Consider the following 17,598-nt stretch of genomic DNA (forward strand, 5'->3'; position numbering starts at 1 on the left):
ATAGATTAACTAAATTGGAAAGCTAAACAGTAAACGAAAAGCACTAAAATTTTTACTATAACGATAACTTAATCCTAACCGTTCAATTCCTGCCCATGAATAACCAATCGTTTTAGCAAATTTCAAGGTAAAACCAAACTCTACACTGTTAGTTAACGTGACGTTATCTTCTTCGTCAAAGCTTCGAGTTCGTGGTGTTAAAAAATCAACTTCACTAAAATACCAAAAGGCGGTGGCAAAAAATCTCGGCTGAAATGGGTAACCAAATACTTGATATTGTAAGGGTAACCCCATATCTATGCCAAGCTGAATAGCAGCATAGGAGTCTTTAGCATCATAACCGTTACCATCATAACGAGCGTAATATAATCTATTCGCCCAAATTGCGTCATAGTTTTTTATATCGAAATGATAAAGCGCAGAAACGCCCGAAGAGTGAATGCTAACGCCTTTGTTCGTTGTTAAGTTTCGGCCATAACCTAGATCAATATAACTCTCAATAAACCAATCTTTACTGTATTGATAGTTAAACGCAATGCCCGGCGTAAAAGTTACTGTGCCAACGCTATCAGGTAAATCAAGGTTTGGTAAATCACCTAGTTCAAAGTCAAAAAAACCCACTGAAACAGGCAAGCGTAAGCCATAAGTTGTTTTTCCCTCATGCCCTAGTTCATAGGAAAACGGCATGCTGATCAAACTAGCATTTTGACCTGTGGTTTGATAGATACCACTACCTAAGTAATTAGCGTAAGCATAATGTACTGGTTCAATATCTTCAGCTTCTACAGACATGACTATAAAACTAAATAGCATTAAAACAATGACCATTATTGGCTTCATAATTTATGCACTATTAATAATAAAGAAATGGTTATGCCCTCTTTTAAAAAATAGAATAATTAACCCATTAATCAGTCTATTAATCAGTAATGCGAATATAACTTAAATAGCGCTGATGAATATCGCGTACGTAATTTACTGGCTCTCTCCCTCGAACATAACCAAAGCGTGCTTTGTTATAATATTGTCTACGCTGAAGTAATAACATGGCTTTTTCAACATTGTTAAACCATCGATCACTTCTTAGCCCTAACTGTCTTGCTAAACGTTGCGCATCTTTTACATGGCCATAACCCGCATTATAAGAGGCAAGAGAGAAAAATATTTGCTCTTGTACTGGCAAGTCCTTAGAGAATCGATCGCGGGTCCAATCTAAATATTGCACGCCAGATGCAATAGCTTGCTCAGGGTCTTTTAAATCCTTTACTCCCAGCTCTGCTGCTGTGCGCGGTAACATTTGCATTAAACCAAAGGCACCAGTGGAATTACTTGCCAGCGGGTCAAACCGACTTTCTTGATACATTTGCGAGACAATAAGTCGCCAATCAAAGTTATACTCTTGTACATGTAAGCGAACAATATCGTCATAGGGCGATAAAATTGAGCCGGACACCAAACGGTACTTGTTATGACTTTTTTGCAGTCTTTCATTATAAAAATACTTATTTTTAACTACATTATAAAAAGTACCACGATAGTACTTTCTAACAAATTCATTTAAATAGGCTAATAATTGCGGGTTATTTTGTCTGACCAGATAAGAGTAAGGTACATCTTCTTTAAAGGTTAGCGGGGTAATGATTTGTGAGCGAAAACTGCTCTCAATGGCGATTAAGTTACTATCAGCGATGGTTAAATCTATTTCTTTATCTGCGACCTGAGCGATTAATATTTCGGTGGCAATATCTTCATTTGCTAAAACAATATTGGCGCCAAAATCTGTCGCTAACCTTTGAGCTGTAGCCCAAAAGCTACTGCTTTTTCTGATAGTTATGGTGCGACCTTTAAGATCCGTTGCTTCATTTATTTGTGCACTATCTTGATGAGCAACCAGTTGCTCTTTTACCCGGTTATAACGAATACTTGTCGCTAACTTAGCTTTAGTTATTTGTTTTGTCCGTGCTTTAGTACGAGACAGTCCTGCGGCAATAATATCTCCCTTCCCTTCAGCTAATAGCTCTAGCATTTCTTCGTAACTATCCGCCACAACAATAACCAATTTCACCTTATGGATATCAGCAAATTTTCGCATCAATTCATATTCAAAACCGAGTAACTCGCCGCGCCATAAAAAATAGGTTTCAGGACTATTACGTGTGATCACACGTAAAGGGAGTTTATCTTTTCTTAACTGTTTAAAATCGATAGTGCGCTCTGGCTCTATCATTTGCATAACATGATGAACCGATATGAATTCATTTAACTCATGTAAAAAAGTGTCATTATTTAAATTAACGGCCCAAGCAAGATTAATCGCTTTAGGTAAAGTGAAAACACTTTGAATATCATCGCGATATTGTTTTAATGTTTCTAAAGCAAAACCATCGATGACAGTGTATTTAGTTAGACCAGCTACGACACTATCAGCCACTTCCTGAGAGCTGACATGATCTTCAATAATGTTAACTTGCCAGTGAGGATATTGCTTACTAACACTATCAATATAAGCTGAGCCAATAGGAAGAGAGATATTATTGTCATCATCCTCATCAAAATCTTGTTTGCCCGATTTAGCGATGACCACTTCTTTGTCACGTAAAAGTGGATAGGTGAAACTATATTTATCAAGACGATTTGTGGTGATGGTTAGATGTCGCGGAATAATATCAACCTCAAACGCTGATAATTTCTTAAACATGTCAGCTAAGTTGCTCACCCTATGCCACTTAACTTTTAAACCTCGGCTATCCGCAAAGCTCTGTAATAAAGTAGTGTGATATGCCCCTGTGGAACCTGCTCGTGGTAGTGCAGATTCTAACTTCCAATCAAGCTTTACTGCGTTGATCTGCCCTGATGCTTTTATCTCAGACCAAGTTCTAGCGGTTGTTCTCTGTTTTACAATTTTTACTGCTTTTTGAGTTTTAGGCTTGAGATCGTTTTGTTTCCCATTTTGGCTAATGTCAGTTTTAGGATTTTCTTCTACTGTTGGCGCCTCTTGACAGCCAGTTAAGATAAATAGCGTAAAAAAACTTGCTAGAGTTATTGCAACTAACTGTTTATTCATTAAATATGCCCGAAAGAATTATGGAGAAGCTATCCCTAAGACTAACAGGTTTAACAAAAAAAAAGCCAGTGGTAAGTTTAAATAACCTACCACTGACTTTATTAAGAAGAAGCTGAAAATAATGTTAAGGAATTAACGGCATCTTTTGCTATTTTTGTATTTAACTTACTGACTGATTTTTGCCCAAGTATCACGCAGGCCAACCGTGCGATTAAAGACTAATGCACCGGGCTCTTTAATGTCATTATCTAGGCAAAAGTAACCTTGACGCTCAAATTGATAAGCAAATTCAGGTTTCGCCTCTGCTAGTGACGGCTCAACTTTAGCACCCGTAATAGTGACTAAAGACTGAGGGTTAATAACAGAATTAAAATCGTCTGCTGCTGCAGGGTTAGGCACGGTAAATAATCGGTCATATAAACGTACTATCGCATCAAGTGATTTATTGGCATCAACCCAATGAATTACACCTTTAGGTTTAGTCCCATCGGTTGGATTTTTACCTAGCGTATCTTCATTGTAAGTACAATAAACAGTGGTAACGTTACCTTGTTCATCTTTATCGCAGCGTGTTGCCGTTACCACATAAGCACCACGTAAACGTACTGCTTTGTCGATGACCAAACGTTTATATTTTTTGTTGGCTTCTTCTCTAAAATCTTCAGCTTCAATGTAAAGCTCTTTAGAAAATGGCACGATACGTGTCCCTTGCTCGTCATCACTTGGGTGATTTTTAACAATAAGATCTTCATTCTTATCTTCAGGGTAATTTTCAATCACTAATTTAATAGGATCTAAAACAGCCATGGCACGCGGGGCATTATCATTTAAATCTTCACGAATACATGCTTCTAAAACACTCATTTCAATAGTGTTTTCCATTTTAGTTACACCAATTCGCTTAGCAAACTCTCGCATTGACGCGGGAGTATAACCACGACGACGAAATGCTGCAATTGTTGGCATGCGCGGGTCGTCCCAGCTATCAACTAATTTTTCTTCTACTAACGTATTTAACTTACGCTTACTCATCAGTGTGTATTCAAGGTTTAAGCGAGAAAACTCATACTGATGTGGCGTGCTTGGTACTGAAACCTGTTCAATGACCCAATCGTATAAACGTCGGTTATCTTGAAACTCTAACGTACAAATAGAATGGGTGATCCCTTCTAATGCATCAGATAAACAATGGGTAAAATCATACATTGGATAAATGCACCACTTATCACCTGTTTGATGATGATGGGCAAAACGTACACGATAAATAATAGGGTCGCGCAAGCACATAAAGCTCGAAGTCATATCAATTTTAGCGCGCAAGGCACAAATGCCTTCTTCAAATTCGCCATTTTTCATCTTGGCAAATAAGGCTAAATTTTCTTCAACTGAAGTATCACGATAAGGACTGTTTTTACCTGGTTTATTCAAAGTACCACGATACTCACGTGTTTCTTCTGCGTTTAAGAAACAAACATACGCTAAACCTTTTTCAATAAGTTCTACCGCAAAACCATGTAATTGGTCAAAGTAGTTAGAAGAATAGTGAATTTCCCCTGCCCACTCAAAACCTAACCACTTTACATCTTTTTGAATAGCATGAACGTAATCAATATCTTCTTTTTCAGGGTTGGTATCATCAAACCGTAAATTACATAAACCATTATAGTCTTGGGCTATGCCAAAATTTAAGCAAATAGCTTTTGCATGGCCAATATGTAAAAAGCCATTTGGCTCTGGTGGGAAACGTGTTTGCACACCTGTGTGTTTACCACTATCTAGATCGGCATCAATGATATTACGAATAAAGTTTGTTGGGCGGTTTTCGGTATCCGACATGAAAATAAACCTCTGAAAATAACTTAATACAATCGATTCAACTTATGGAGTCGGTTAGTATAAAGCTTGGTATAAAGTACGTTTTACGCACAAAGATACCGAACATTATAGCAAGTGTTTACGGGGGAGAATAGCGTTAGATAAGAGTATATTTCTTAATACTCTTATCGCATTATTGTGGTTATTCGGTTATCACGCTTATTGCGTATATTTCGTGTTCAAATGCTCTTACGAAAGAGCTTATCATCACTGCACCTTGGATTATCAACGAGCATAAACAAGAAAGAATTCTCCTTGGCTCTTTTCAATTTCAAGGAGTCTATCAATATGATGCTGCTCTATAGTGGTTCCTTTCGTTAGCATTGGGTTTTTATCAGCGTTAACAATATCTCTTGTTAACATCATGCCCTCTTGTAAATCACTACAATTGAGTAGGTAGTCTACTTTACCTTCACTTGAACTCGGACGTTCTTCTAGTATGGTTAAATAGTGATTAACTAAACTTGGGTCAAACATTGTCTTAGCTAATTCTTTAATACGATGCTTGGCTTCTACTGTCGGTGTTTTAACTTGTGACTGACGTCCATTAACTAAATTATCATACATTGATACGATGGCAATAATTCTTGAGCCTAACGGGATCTCATCCGCTGTTAGGTGTTCTGGCGCAGTAGTGCCGTTATAGTTTGCAGGAATGTTTTTTATTATTTCGGCGACGAAGGAAAGTTCATCAACTCTATTGAGCAGCTCGTAGCTTTTTTGATAAAAAGCACTGTATAGATTCTTTTCCTGTTGCGTCAAAGTATCTATAGGTTTGTTAAGTAACGTTTGTTCTAAAGATAACTTTCCTGTTTCATACAGTAAGCCGGCGATATAAATCTGAAAAGTGGTGAGTTTATCGCAAGAATGCATTTCTGCAATTAACCTAGCATGGGCTGCAACGCGAAAATTGTGCCGAGATACATCTTGATTATGCAAACAAATGGTTTCAGCATATATATCAATAAAGGTCGAAAATGTCTTTTTAAGTCGACCGAAGCTATTCGCTTCTCGGGTAGAGATAAGTTGTAATTTTTGTTGGTTTTTATTGGTTTCTAATTCAAGGGAACTATTAATCAGTGAGAGCTCAGCATTTTTAGCCAAATTAACTTTTAATAAATGTTTGGTTTTTCTTTCATTAAGATACAGTTCATAAGCACTTTTGAGCTTAGTTACTAGTTCTTCATTATCCCATGGTTTTGAAAAGTAGTGGGATATTTTCCCTTCGTTAACGGCTATCACAGTTGAATTAATATCGGCATGCCCTGTTAACAAAAATCGTTTACAGTGGGAATTAATTTCAATGATTTTCCCTAAGAATGTAGCCCCGTCCATGATGGGCATTCTCATATCCGTAAGCACTAGCGGAATATTAGGATTATCTTGATAAAAGCCAATGGCTTCATTGGCGTCTGAAAATAAATACAATTGAAAATGTTTACGTAAAACACGGTTTAACGCGTTTAGCACTTCCTTTTCATCATCAAGTATTAGTAATGAAGGTTTTTCCATTTATTGTTCCTTGGTTACCGACCATCAATTAAGTTATCACATAAAATTAATTGCACAATTAATTTGGCTAATTATAGCTGAGTATTAACGTATATATAACTGTTATCATTAAAATTCAAGGACCTCTGTGGGGAGTATAGTAATTGTTGGTAAAACAAATAATTTATAAATATTCCCTTATTTAACTATAGAGTGTTAAAAATAGCCTTTGAATTTATCCCAAATACCAAGAGATTCATTTGGAAATAAATCAATACCTAACCATGATTTTAGTAAGTAAATAAGCACCAAAGCACAACCAGTAACCGTTAAGCCAATTATAAATATAACAAATAAAAACATAGTAAAAGCAATAAAACGTTCTATCGGTACAAGTCCCCTCCTATTAATACCAACAAGAAACACAAGATAAAAGCTCCAGGGTAAAAATGGCAGTGCTAACGTAGGCCTAAAATCTACATTGTGTTGGTGCCAGTCTTGAGTGCTAATGCTTGTTTGCAATGCTTTACGCTGTTCAGCAGTAAAGCTATCAGCAACAGACTTTTCCATACCGTTTAATAGTTGATTAACTGTTGAGGTTTTATCCAATTTTTTAATACGATTCATAATATCTCTCAATGTAAAATTGGATTAGTTAATGATATTATTTACAACATTTACTGATAAAAATCATAAAGATAGTCACTATTTAGTTCATATTACTGCTTAACTGAGCTGTTACCAAAATTCAACATGGCAAATTTCTCTATACGACTGTATAGCTTACTTGGTAAAAACTTTAACCAAGCGCAACACAAAGTCATGAAAGTACGACTAGGCTCCTGCAGAATAATTCTATAGTTACAGTATATTGCTTGATGAATAAGTTTAAATGCAGTGACCTTACTCTTTGATTGTATGGCTCTTCTTGCTAAATACCTTAACTGATAAGCTTTTGCCAAGCTGTAAAATTGTTTGAAGAAAGTTGAATGAGATGCTTGGTTTAACATGACAGCGTGTTGCCAACTTGCAAATTGTTTATCTACATCGGCAGACAGACCTGAATCGTTAACACGGTAATAAGTTAACGGTGTGCTAACGCCTTCAAACTGCCATTTTGTGTTTAACGCTATACGTGTCCAAAGTTCAATATCTTCTGATTGTCTTAAGCTTTCATCAAAATACATTTTTCGGTATTTATCTTTATTAATACCGAAACGGCCAATTTCTGACAATACTGCTCTTCTAATGACAGGTGAAGAACCATTGCCTACTGGGTTTCGACAAAAGATATGCTGTTTAGTGATATTCTTAAGTTTAGGGAATTGGCCAACACCTAAAAGAGCACCTTCCTCATCAATGAATAATGAAGGGCAATAGCTAACACCTACTTTTGGATTCATACTTAAATGTTGTATGTGCTTAGCTAATTTATCAGTTGCCCAATAATCATCTGCATCCAATAAAGCAATATATATTCCTCTGGCGGACTCTATACCTGTATTTCGAGCACCCGACAAACCTCGGTTAACTTGTCGTACAATCTTAATACGTGGATCAGTAAAGGTATTAACTATGTCCAAGGTATTATCAACACAGCCATCATCAACCAAAATAAGTTCAAAATGATGGTAACTCTGATTAAGGACACTATTAATACTTTGCTCTATATATTTTTCTACGTTATACATTGGAATAACGACCGATACTACCGGAATTGATTTAGCTTCCATGTGTTTTCTCCTATCAAATTACAGTACGTAAATTGTTACTAAAGGGCTTTATTACATTAATTAAATAAATTGGAATTAAACAAAATAAACTACTAAAAAAGATCACCAAAGCGAACTCCATAGGCTCATTGGGAGTAAAGATAAAAAGCGTTGCTAGACTGATGAAAAGACAGACTAATCGAGTAAATGTTTCCCTGTGGTATTGCTCGGTTACACGCTGCATGCAACAGACAATATCGATTATTAAATTAGGAAGTGCGACTAAACATAAGATGGTAATAATAGGTATCGCTGAAGACCACTTTTCATCAAATAGAATAGGGACATAAATGGGTGCTAATAGCGCTTGAATAACAAACAGAAAACCAATGCCTAAAGAGATAACAAATACTTTTTTTTGTTGTTCTAATAACTGACCTTTTCGTTCTAATTTACACAAGTACGGGAATAAGGCTCCAATATAGACTTGGCTAATTGACTGACTTAAACCAACACCTGCGTTCTTCGCAAAGGTATAAAATCCAAAGAGTTCAGGTGTTAATAACCTACCGGCAATAAAGGTATCAGCATGAAGTCGAATACCACGTAGAAATTCAGTATTAAACAGTTTACCTGATGTTTGAAGCATCTGATGAATGATAAAGGGTTTACAACCAATACCATATGATTTGACAGGTGAGAAAGAAAATAGCAATAACCAAAAGATCGAAAAAGCAACTTTACCCAAAGCTACTGATAAGATATCGGCCCCTAATAAAGCGGCAATTGCGATTGTACAGTTTTCAATAATGACACAAAGGCCATTTCTAATACTGAACCAACGCATTTTATTTTCACGCTGCAATAAGAATATTTTAATGCTTACCCACGGATAAAGAAGGTAAATGATAGCCATCGTTTGCAATAAAACAGTAATATCATCATTATCATAAAGTGATGAAAGGTAGTTTGCTGAGCTGAATTGACCTATCGCTATGGTTAAGCAAATACCCCACTGGATCACTATGCCATTTTTGGCAAAATTTTCTAATTGATGTGGCTTGCAGTTGATAATTTGGCTGCCCACCCCTGCACGTAACAACAATCCAAAAACATCATGAAATGCTAAGGCTAACATGGCAGTACCGTATGACATTGGTGATAATTGAGCAGCCAGTACAATAATGGTGAATATTCGGGAGATTTTTGCTACAAACTCTGCACTGAGTAACCAAATAGTATTTGATAACAGCTCAATAACTGAATTTAATTGTATTCTAAAAAAATGAAGCAACCACATTAGAATATTCCTGAACCATTGTTAATTAACAAGGTAGTTTCAAGATTCATTCCACTATGTGATTTATTTAATTGATTGATTAATAATGGTTTTATTAAATATTAAATAGAACCACCATAATTATTTGCATGATGAAAATCATTATGGTGCTTATTTGCATATTAGGAATACAATTATTCTGCTGGCGATGTTTGCCATTGCTGGATTTTTCGATAGAGTGTTGATGGACTTACGCCCAATTCACTCGCAGCTTTTACAATATTGTCTTGGCACGAGTCTATGGCCTTTTCAATGGCTTGTTTTTCAACTTCAGCCAAGGTAATAATTGATGAGGTCGAATGATTCCCCTGATGAACACTCGTATTTTGATTTTGCTGATTTATTGAAGGGATGTCGCTTTGTTTATTAGTATTAGACGTTGGCTCTGCTTGTTTGTTTTGTCTACCCAGTTGTTGAGCAATAATCTTTTCAGAAATTAGTGGTCCTTCAGACATAACGGTTGAACTATGAATAATATTTTGTAACTGGCGAACATTACCCGGCCATGAATAAGACTTTATTAATGCCTCTGCACCAGAAGAGAATCCAGCAAATACCTTACCCTCAATGTCACTAAAGTGTCTTAAAAAATGTTCAGCTAATTTAAGAATATCATTATCTCGTTCATTTAACGCCGGCAAATCTATTGAAATAACATTTAACCGATAAAAGAGATCTTCACGTAATTTATGTTCGGCAATGGCAATTTGTGGCTCTCTATTGGTCGCACTAATAAAACGAATATCTACTTTCTCTTCTTTTCCACTACCAACTTTTTGAAAACAACCGGTTTGAATAAACCGTAATAGTTTTGCTTGTAAACTAATATCCATTTCACCTATTTCATCAAGAAAAAGACTACCACCATTTGCCAGAGAGGCCGCTCCATCTCGGTTAGAAACAGCCCCTGAGAATGCGCCTTTAATATGACCAAAAATTTCCGACTCCATTAATTCTGACGGAATAGCCGCACAATTAAGCGCAATAAAGGGCCCATTTTTCTTTTTGCTTAAGTGATGAATAGCTTGTGCCGCAACTTCTTTACCTGCACCACTTGGTCCTGTAATAAAGACAGAAGCGTTACTAGGTGCGCTTTGTTCGATACATGAATATACAAATTGCATAGCCACTGAATCACCGATGAAACCTTCAAAACTAGATTTATGATATTTTTGGTATTGATCAATTGTTCTTCGCATTAACGTTCGTTCGGCCAAAACCTGTTGTAATTGCAAGGCTTGTTGTAACTTAATTATAAGATCGAAGTTATCCCAAGGCTTTTGAAGAAAGCCCCAGATATGGCCATTGTTAATCAAATTGACGATCATTTCCATATCACCATGGCCTGTCAGTACCATACGAACTGTTTCTGGTGAAATTTTAGCAACCTGTTCCAGTAATTGATTACCATCCATATTTGGCATATTAAAATCAGACACGATGACATCTACAGGACACTCATTAATAAGATCAAGTGCGTCTTGTCCACTAGAAGCAGTTAAAATAACGGCATCCAATTTTTTTGTTATACGTTCGAGAGAACGCAGAATTTCTGGTTCATCATCTACAAATAAAATTCTAGATTTATTTAAGTTCTGCATTTCCAATCCTTAAAATTGCGAGTATTGATCATCTAAATTGTATTTAGTAAACACTCAACAGCCTGTTGAATAACTGCGGTCAAATGGATAACTTTCACTTCATAAATCACAAATAAAACACAAATAAAACAATAAATATCAACAAGTTTATTAAATAGTTGTTGTAATTACAATCGGGCTTTATTTGTTTCTACAGATAAATAATAGTTGATATTTATCATTAATAAATTATTGATAAATAAATATAACCGTTAATTATCAATAATAGCAAAACATATTGAAATTCAATCGTATAGCTAAAAGCTATGCAGAATAATTACTTTAATGAAATAGATGGAGCAAATATTGCTTATTAATTGTTAATAAGAGAAAAATAATTGATTAATTGCAAGGGTGAATATATGCAACATAAAACATTAATACTGAGTATTGCTTTAAACGGTTATCAATGGATGTACCAACGGGAGCTTAAATCTCATCGACGCTATGCACAAAAATACGGTTATGTTCACCAAGCCGTAACACGTCCTTTTGTTTCTGCTCTAGGGGTAGAGTGTTGCTGGCTTAAATTAACATTAATGCGAGCGGCTTTATTGTCCGGCTATGAAAATGTATTGTTTTTGGATGCCGATACCATGGTTAATGAAAACTGTCCTGATTTAACCGATGTATTTCAAACAGGTAAATACCTGTATATGGCAAAAGGATATTCGAATAGATTCAATTCAGGAGTGCTTTTAGCGAGAAACAATGTAAAAACCATAGAATGGCTCACGCAGGTTATTGATGCTCAGTTTGATAAAGTACAAAGTGAAAACGATGTCGGTTGGGGGGAGAATGGCCATGTTATTGAATTCAGTAAAGAAGTCCCTTTTATAGTAGAGCTTGAACAAAAGTGGAACAACACATTCGATTATCAGTTAACCGATTATATACGTCACCGCAATTGTGGGCCCATGAGAACGGGCTTTCTTAATAATTTCTTTCATAAAGTTGTTTTTTTTCTATCTGCACGCTTATCAGCTTTCGGTAATAAAAACAGAGGGATTTTGAGTAAGGAACTTGATGAAGATATTCTGTCACGGGAAACAAATGTAATATTATCTATCTACCCAAAACTCGCCTGCCTCTAAAAATTATAAATATATTGCAAAATGATAATCTAATTTCTATTTTGCAATATATTATCCCCCTCCCTTCCAACAAAAAAGGCAACAAAACAAAAAACTTCATTATTTACAGTAAGATAAATTAATCTCACAGATTGGCATAGCTTAAGCAATGTATCAGTTAACCCCCAATGATTAGGTTAACTGAAATGATAAATACTAAATTCTCACTTCGAACAATGACTCAATCTCTTAAGCATTACGATTCCATTAATCATCAATATCGCGGTACTTTTATGGATCGCCCTATTGCACTGATGCTTATTTTAATCCTTCTGCCTTGTTTTCTGATCAATATAACATTGGCTCTGTGCACTAAAAGAAGCTTGTTTTCAATGCAACATAGAACAGATGCTCTAAGCAGACCGGTTATATTGCATAACTTTAGTTGTGGTATTTGGGTCAAAACCGCCGTTTTGTTTGATATTTACTCAGGAAGAATTTCTTTTTGTGGTATCCCTCTAAATCACAGATTGCCACCCGATCTACAGTTTTGCGTGATTAACCAAATTAAATGTAGAGCAGGCCTTTTTAGTTTGTATGATTTACACCTCAGAACGGGTTTAGCAATCATGAGCAAAGAGCAACTACTTGAACAGCAGCTTAATGGCAATGCAGCTGATTATTTAGCGCTTATTATTAAAAGTTTTATGTCTGTTATTTTTTATGGTCAAGCAATAAAGAAGTTTAAAAAAGCTAAGTACTTATCTTTATTTGGCTTAAACGTTAAAAACACATCTATGGCAGAAGCTGTTGACTGGATAACACAAACACCAGCAGATAAAACTCAAATAGGTTTTTTCGTCAATGTACATTCAATTAACTTATCGATAAGCGATCCTACTTTTTTTAAACAACTATCAAATGCAAATGCTTTATTTGCAGATGGCTCAGGTATGAGATTAGCTGCGAAAAAGGCGGGTTTTCTTCTTAATGGTAATAATAATGGCACAGACATGTTACCTCACCTTTGTGAAAGCTGTGTTGAAAGTAATCAATCTTTATATTTTTTTGGGGCTAAACCCGGAATTGCTGAGCAAGCCGCAAATGCATTATGCAAGCAGTACCCTGGTCTTAATATTGCAGGTACCAAGCATGGTTATAACGAAGATAACAATGCTGAACAAATTATCGAATCAATAAACAATAGTGGTTGCGACATATTATTAGTGGCTATGGGCTCACCAGTACAGGAGCAATGGTTACTCGAACACAGAGACAAATTACACTGTAAAACCGCATTAGCTGTAGGTGGATTATTTGATTTTTATTCTGGCAATATTTCACGTTCACCAATGTGGTTAAGAGAAATAGGTATGGAATGGGTTTGGCGTTTATTACAAGAACCTCGCAATAAATTTAATCGATATGTTATTGGTAATCCACTTTTTTTATATAGAACCTTCATTCTTGGTTTAGTAAATACAGGAGAAAAATAATGGCTATTCAAATTTTACAACACGTTAAAAATAACGCTGTATTTACTGGTACTCATAAAACCATTGATAAAAATTATAAACATAAAGGGATCCCAGTTATCTTGCAACAAACGGTTGCATTGATTACGTTACTATTGATAAGCCCATTACTTTTATTAGCGCTCATTTTGATCAAAGTTGAAAGTTCAGGTAGTGCTTTATTCTCTCAAACAAGAGTGGGTGAAAATGGTCGGCATTTCAAAATGTATAAATTCCGTTCTATGTATTTAAAAACAGATCCTAATTATAAAGAGCCGGATCCAACACAAAGCTCTCGTGAAGGGGTGTGTAAAAAGTATATTAATGACCCTAGAATTACCAAGATTGGCCAATTTATCAGAAAATATTCGATAGATGAGATCCCACAGTTATTTAATATTGTTAGAGGGGATATGTGTTTGGTTGGACCTAGACCTGCATTATCTATTGAAACTTATGAGTATGATAATAACGATCAAACAAGATTGTTTACCAAACCTGGTCTAACGGGGTTATGGCAAGTATCTGGCCGCGCAGATACTAATTTTGAAGAGCAGTTACAGTTAGACAAAACGTATATTAAACAGCAGAGTTTTTTAATGGATTGTAAAATAATAGCGCTCACCATTCCTGCAGTATTAAGTGCAAAAGGTGCTTATTAATATTAACAACCTCTCGCGTATAGACATCATTAGACTTTACGTATTAACAGTTAAAGTGAATTGATAACACTCATTATCAATTCACTTTTTAGTTTGTATTCCTAGTTCTTTTTGGTTATTTCCTTGCAAATAGCATTTTGCAAAAGTGAGAATAGCTATTGCACATTGCAAAACCACCCCATACCTCACTCAGATAAAAAAACAATAATCCCTTTAAATACAACAGTTAAACCTCAAATAGACACTTGGTACGTTAAGTGCAATTACTATTTATATCGCTAACATCGTCATGGAGAATATTATGCTGTATCACGCATTTAACAATTATAAAATGATACCAGTACTTGTTGCCTTAATAGCGGCAATAGTTACACAAGGTTGTGCTAGGCATTCTTCTGAAAATATGGATAAATCTGAACTTCGATTTTATGGTAATCCTACTGACAATGGCGATGATTTTATACATGAAGAAGCCCCCAATAGTGTCTTTGCCGATGGCTTAAGTTGTAGTCAGTTTCAAAACATGGGAGCGGCATTAAATTATAGAACTGATAAACCATTAAATTTAAGCTCATCAAACATGAAAGCTACTGCCAAGAACGATCCCATTCTGGCACAAGGTTTACTGTTGAGTCCTGGTGATTTAGTCGAAGTGATTATAGAAGATGGTGAAGGCTTTAATGGTCGTTACATTGTTGATAATGCAGGTTATGTCAAATTACCAATTATTGGTGTTGTTGAGGCAGGCGGAGCGACAACCAATAAATTGGAAACAAAAATTGAGCTTGCCCTTATTAGAGCAGAAATATTTCAGCCTGATAGTGCAAGCGTAACGATATATGTTTTAAATTGGTCATCAATTGAAGTTGCCGTTGCTGGTGCCGTTTTCCAACCCGGTACAGTATTAATCAATAAAAAGCCCATCGGCATTCAAAATGCAGAACATTTAGAGGCCTATGGTGATTATTCAACCACGCGTTTGTTATCTGAAGCCATAAGAGCAGCATCAGGTATTAGACCCGATGCCAAATTGGACCAAATCATTTTGATCCGTAAAGGCTGGCAGGTACAAATAGATATGACTGGAATGTTAAGTGGGAACCTGGTCAATGATTATCCTTTAGTCGCCGGTGACCGAGTCATAGTACCTAGTACAGGTTGTTTTCAAGCTCATTTAGTTAGACCAAGCCAAATTACCCCTAAAGGTTTTCGCGTGTTTATGTCTAACCTAATTGATTCTGCAGGTGATAATTCTAGTGCCGGCATTGGCCGATTTTCAACAAGCCTGCCTTATGGCACACGCTTACTTCAGGCAGCTGTTTCAGCTAACTGTGTTGGTGGTAAAGAATGGACTAATGCACCACGCAGAGTTGTGCTTTCAAGTAAAAATCCGATAACGGGTGAAACTCAAGTCATTGAACGTTCAGTTGAACAGTTGATGACTATGCCGAATAAAGCGCGAATTAACCCTTATCTGATGCCGAACGATGCGGTTGCTTGCTACGACTCAGATATTACTAATTATCGAGATATCGCCAAAACCCTTACTGATCTTATTATTCCATTCAAATTATTATAGGTGAGTTATGAAGTATCCTATTGTTCCATTGACAAAATTTGGATTATTTAGAGCACAAACATATGCGGTATTGAAACGGCCCTATTTGGTAACAGCTTTAGTTTCTTATTTCATGGTTGCCCTGCTTGTAATAATTTATTTAAATAAAGCCCCTTCATTTACCAGTGATATGGAGATGGTATTACCAGGTACTGGTAGTAGTAACAGTGTATCGTTGGATAATGTTGGTCAAGTTGTCTCACAAACTAATACACCCTTTTCTGGTGGTGGTTTTAACCCTCGTGTTAATTATAAAGAAATGTTATCAAGCAGAGGCGTAAGAGCTCGTGCGGCAAAAAAACTGCACCTTTCGCTTGAGGATCTTGGTGAACCAAGAATTAAACTGACTGAACAAACGTCAATTATTTCACTTGAGATGAGTGCTAATGGTCAAGAATTAGCGCAAGCAAAGACGCTTGCCTTATATGAGTCTCTCCAAGATGAACTAAATAACTTAAGAGCCGATGAAGTATTACGTCGAGATCAAAGTATTGAACAAGTGCTTGACCGATACCGAGAACGAATGAACATAACACGTAATGCCATTGTTGATTTTCAACAGCGTTCAATTGTCGTTTCAACAGACCAAATGGACCAATTAGTGAGAACCCTTTCTGGGGTTAGAGAAAAACACCTCTATGTCAAAGCCGAAACAAAACAATTGCAAGAGTATATATATCAGTTAAGTGACGAGTTAGGCGTATCACCCAAGTTAGCTGGGCAAGCTTTCGCCCTGCAATCTGATGTTGAATTTCGTGCTTACATTACCGAGTTAAAGGAAAGCATAACCCAACTTACAGAGTACAGTTCAAGGTGGGGAGTGAATCATCCTAAAGTTAAAGCGCAACAAAAGAGATTAAACTTTACCCGTATCTCGATTAACGAGCGAAGTAGCCAAATGTACGGGGTAAATTCTAATGAAATATTTAATTCATTGAATTTAGATTTAAACCCGAAACGATCTGAGTTATTTGCTGATTTAATTGACGCTTATGCAAAGCAAAAGGGCCAAGAGTCGATGCTCGAAGATTTAGGCCGTTCAGCCCTGCACTTGGGGGACCAATTAAAAATTTATTCTCGAGAAATTGTGGAGTTAGAGCGCTTACAAAGAGAGTTCAACATGGCTGAAGCAATTTTCACCTCTGCAGCAGCACGACTTGAAGCGAGTAAGTCAGATGTTTTTGCCTCTTATCCCGTGCTGCAAATGTTAACAACCCCCTCATATCCAATGAAACAAAGCAGCCCTAAAAACATTATTGCTTTTATAGGTGCAATAACTGGATTTATATTTATCACCTTAGGATTAATTATTTTATCTCAACGTAATAAGTTAATTCAAATAATACTTAAAAAAGAGGAAACAACTTCAAGTAATAGTTAACTTTTTAACATCAACGACAATAACTAATGAATTGCAAAATGATAATAGCCTTTTTATTTTGCAATTCACAAGCACTTCCCTTCTTCATCATGAAACACCAATACCCCCTTATTATCAACAACATAAAAAACTTAAATAAGTTTGGCACACCTTTAGCAATACCAAGAGTAACAACACGGTTTTAGGCAATAAACAAAGTAAGCTGCAATAGCATAATACTTTTAAAACA

Annotated in this window: 13 protein-coding genes; 5 read left to right on the forward strand and 8 right to left on the reverse strand. The window is 36.0% G+C overall.

All coding sequences use genetic code 11. The annotated features are described in order from the left end of the window. Positions 1 to 9: 9 nt before the first annotated feature. The 8 genes from CPS_RS14480 to CPS_RS14515 form a co-directional block, all read right to left on the reverse strand. Positions 10 to 840, reverse strand: coding sequence for a hypothetical protein (locus tag CPS_RS14480; protein ID WP_011044015.1), 831 nt, complete (start codon positions 838 to 840; stop codon positions 10 to 12). Positions 841 to 919: 79 nt separating this feature from the next. After that, positions 920 to 3,064 carry a transporter substrate-binding domain-containing protein gene (locus tag CPS_RS14485; RefSeq protein ID WP_011044016.1) on the reverse strand — a complete coding sequence of 715 codons (2,145 nt, stop codon included), beginning with the start codon at positions 3,062 to 3,064 and terminating at the stop codon, positions 920 to 922. A gap of 165 nt (positions 3,065 to 3,229) precedes the next feature. Continuing rightward, positions 3,230 to 4,900: a glutamine--tRNA ligase gene (gene glnS, locus CPS_RS14490; protein WP_011044017.1), complete on the reverse strand. Its 1,671-nt coding sequence runs from the start codon at positions 4,898 to 4,900 to the stop codon at positions 3,230 to 3,232. 264 nt (positions 4,901 to 5,164) lie between these two features. Beyond that, positions 5,165 to 6,451: an HD domain-containing phosphohydrolase gene (locus CPS_RS14495; RefSeq protein WP_011044018.1), complete on the reverse strand. Its 1,287-nt coding sequence runs from the start codon at positions 6,449 to 6,451 to the stop codon at positions 5,165 to 5,167. Positions 6,452 to 6,646: 195 nt separating this feature from the next. Beyond that, on the reverse strand, positions 6,647 to 7,057 hold the full coding sequence (locus CPS_RS14500; protein WP_011044019.1) for a hypothetical protein: 411 nt from the start codon (positions 7,055 to 7,057) through the stop codon (positions 6,647 to 6,649). A 92-nt stretch (positions 7,058 to 7,149) separates the two neighbouring features. Further along, on the reverse strand, positions 7,150 to 8,163 hold the full coding sequence (locus tag CPS_RS14505; RefSeq protein ID WP_011044020.1) for a glycosyltransferase family 2 protein: 1,014 nt from the start codon (positions 8,161 to 8,163) through the stop codon (positions 7,150 to 7,152). Positions 8,164 to 8,176: 13 nt separating this feature from the next. Further along, positions 8,177 to 9,442, reverse strand: coding sequence for an oligosaccharide flippase family protein (locus tag CPS_RS14510; protein WP_011044021.1), 1,266 nt, complete (start codon positions 9,440 to 9,442; stop codon positions 8,177 to 8,179). Positions 9,443 to 9,615: 173 nt separating this feature from the next. Further along, entirely contained in the window at positions 9,616 to 11,082 is a 1,467-nt protein-coding gene (locus CPS_RS14515) for a sigma-54-dependent transcriptional regulator (RefSeq protein WP_011044022.1), read from the reverse strand. 401 nt (positions 11,083 to 11,483) lie between these two features. On the opposite strand from CPS_RS14515, the gene CPS_RS14520 reads away from it, so the two are divergent. The 5 genes from CPS_RS14520 (at position 11,484) to CPS_RS14540 (ending at position 17,369) form a co-directional block, all read left to right on the forward strand. Then, on the forward strand, positions 11,484 to 12,215 hold the full coding sequence (locus CPS_RS14520; RefSeq protein WP_011044023.1) for a putative nucleotide-diphospho-sugar transferase: 732 nt from the start codon (positions 11,484 to 11,486) through the stop codon (positions 12,213 to 12,215). A gap of 371 nt (positions 12,216 to 12,586) precedes the next feature. Then, positions 12,587 to 13,690 carry a WecB/TagA/CpsF family glycosyltransferase gene (locus tag CPS_RS14525; protein WP_049757890.1) on the forward strand — a complete coding sequence of 368 codons (1,104 nt, stop codon included), beginning with the start codon at positions 12,587 to 12,589 and terminating at the stop codon, positions 13,688 to 13,690. After that, positions 13,690 to 14,370 carry a sugar transferase gene (locus CPS_RS14530; protein WP_011044025.1) on the forward strand — a complete coding sequence of 227 codons (681 nt, stop codon included), beginning with the start codon at positions 13,690 to 13,692 and terminating at the stop codon, positions 14,368 to 14,370. The genes CPS_RS14525 and CPS_RS14530 overlap by 1 nt, the downstream gene beginning before the upstream one ends. A gap of 301 nt (positions 14,371 to 14,671) precedes the next feature. Further along, positions 14,672 to 15,949: a polysaccharide biosynthesis/export family protein gene (locus CPS_RS14535; RefSeq protein ID WP_011044026.1), complete on the forward strand. Its 1,278-nt coding sequence runs from the start codon at positions 14,672 to 14,674 to the stop codon at positions 15,947 to 15,949. A 7-nt stretch (positions 15,950 to 15,956) separates the two neighbouring features. Beyond that, on the forward strand, positions 15,957 to 17,369 hold the full coding sequence (locus CPS_RS14540) for a GumC family protein (RefSeq protein ID WP_011044027.1): 1,413 nt from the start codon (positions 15,957 to 15,959) through the stop codon (positions 17,367 to 17,369). Positions 17,370 to 17,598: the final 229 nt, after the last annotated feature.

Source organism: Colwellia psychrerythraea 34H (assembly GCF_000012325.1).
Taxonomy (GTDB): Bacteria; Pseudomonadota; Gammaproteobacteria; order Enterobacterales; family Alteromonadaceae; genus Colwellia; species Colwellia psychrerythraea_A.

What these genes read in the sequence shown, in the direction of transcription:
- CPS_RS14535 (WP_011044026.1), top strand. Translation starts at nt 14,672, where the DNA reads ATGCTGTATCACGCATTTAACAATTATAAAATGATACCAGTACTTGTT.
- CPS_RS14540 (WP_011044027.1), top strand. Translation starts at nt 15,957, where the DNA reads ATGAAGTATCCTATTGTTCCATTGACAAAATTTGGATTATTTAGAGCA.
- CPS_RS14505 (WP_011044020.1), bottom strand. Translation starts at nt 8,163, where the DNA reads ATGGAAGCTAAATCAATTCCGGTAGTATCGGTCGTTATTCCAATGTAT.
- CPS_RS14515 (WP_011044022.1), bottom strand. Translation starts at nt 11,082, where the DNA reads ATGCAGAACTTAAATAAATCTAGAATTTTATTTGTAGATGATGAACCA.
- CPS_RS14520 (WP_011044023.1), top strand. Translation starts at nt 11,484, where the DNA reads ATGCAACATAAAACATTAATACTGAGTATTGCTTTAAACGGTTATCAA.
- CPS_RS14495 (WP_011044018.1), bottom strand. Translation starts at nt 6,451, where the DNA reads ATGGAAAAACCTTCATTACTAATACTTGATGATGAAAAGGAAGTGCTA.
- CPS_RS14525 (WP_049757890.1), top strand. Translation starts at nt 12,587, where the DNA reads ATGCAACATAGAACAGATGCTCTAAGCAGACCGGTTATATTGCATAAC.
- CPS_RS14510 (WP_011044021.1), bottom strand. Translation starts at nt 9,442, where the DNA reads ATGTGGTTGCTTCATTTTTTTAGAATACAATTAAATTCAGTTATTGAG.
- CPS_RS14485 (WP_011044016.1), bottom strand. Translation starts at nt 3,064, where the DNA reads ATGAATAAACAGTTAGTTGCAATAACTCTAGCAAGTTTTTTTACGCTA.
- CPS_RS14530 (WP_011044025.1), top strand. Translation starts at nt 13,690, where the DNA reads ATGGCTATTCAAATTTTACAACACGTTAAAAATAACGCTGTATTTACT.
- CPS_RS14500 (WP_011044019.1), bottom strand. Translation starts at nt 7,057, where the DNA reads ATGAATCGTATTAAAAAATTGGATAAAACCTCAACAGTTAATCAACTA.
- CPS_RS14480 (WP_011044015.1), bottom strand. Translation starts at nt 840, where the DNA reads ATGAAGCCAATAATGGTCATTGTTTTAATGCTATTTAGTTTTATAGTC.
- glnS (WP_011044017.1), bottom strand. Translation starts at nt 4,900, where the DNA reads ATGTCGGATACCGAAAACCGCCCAACAAACTTTATTCGTAATATCATT.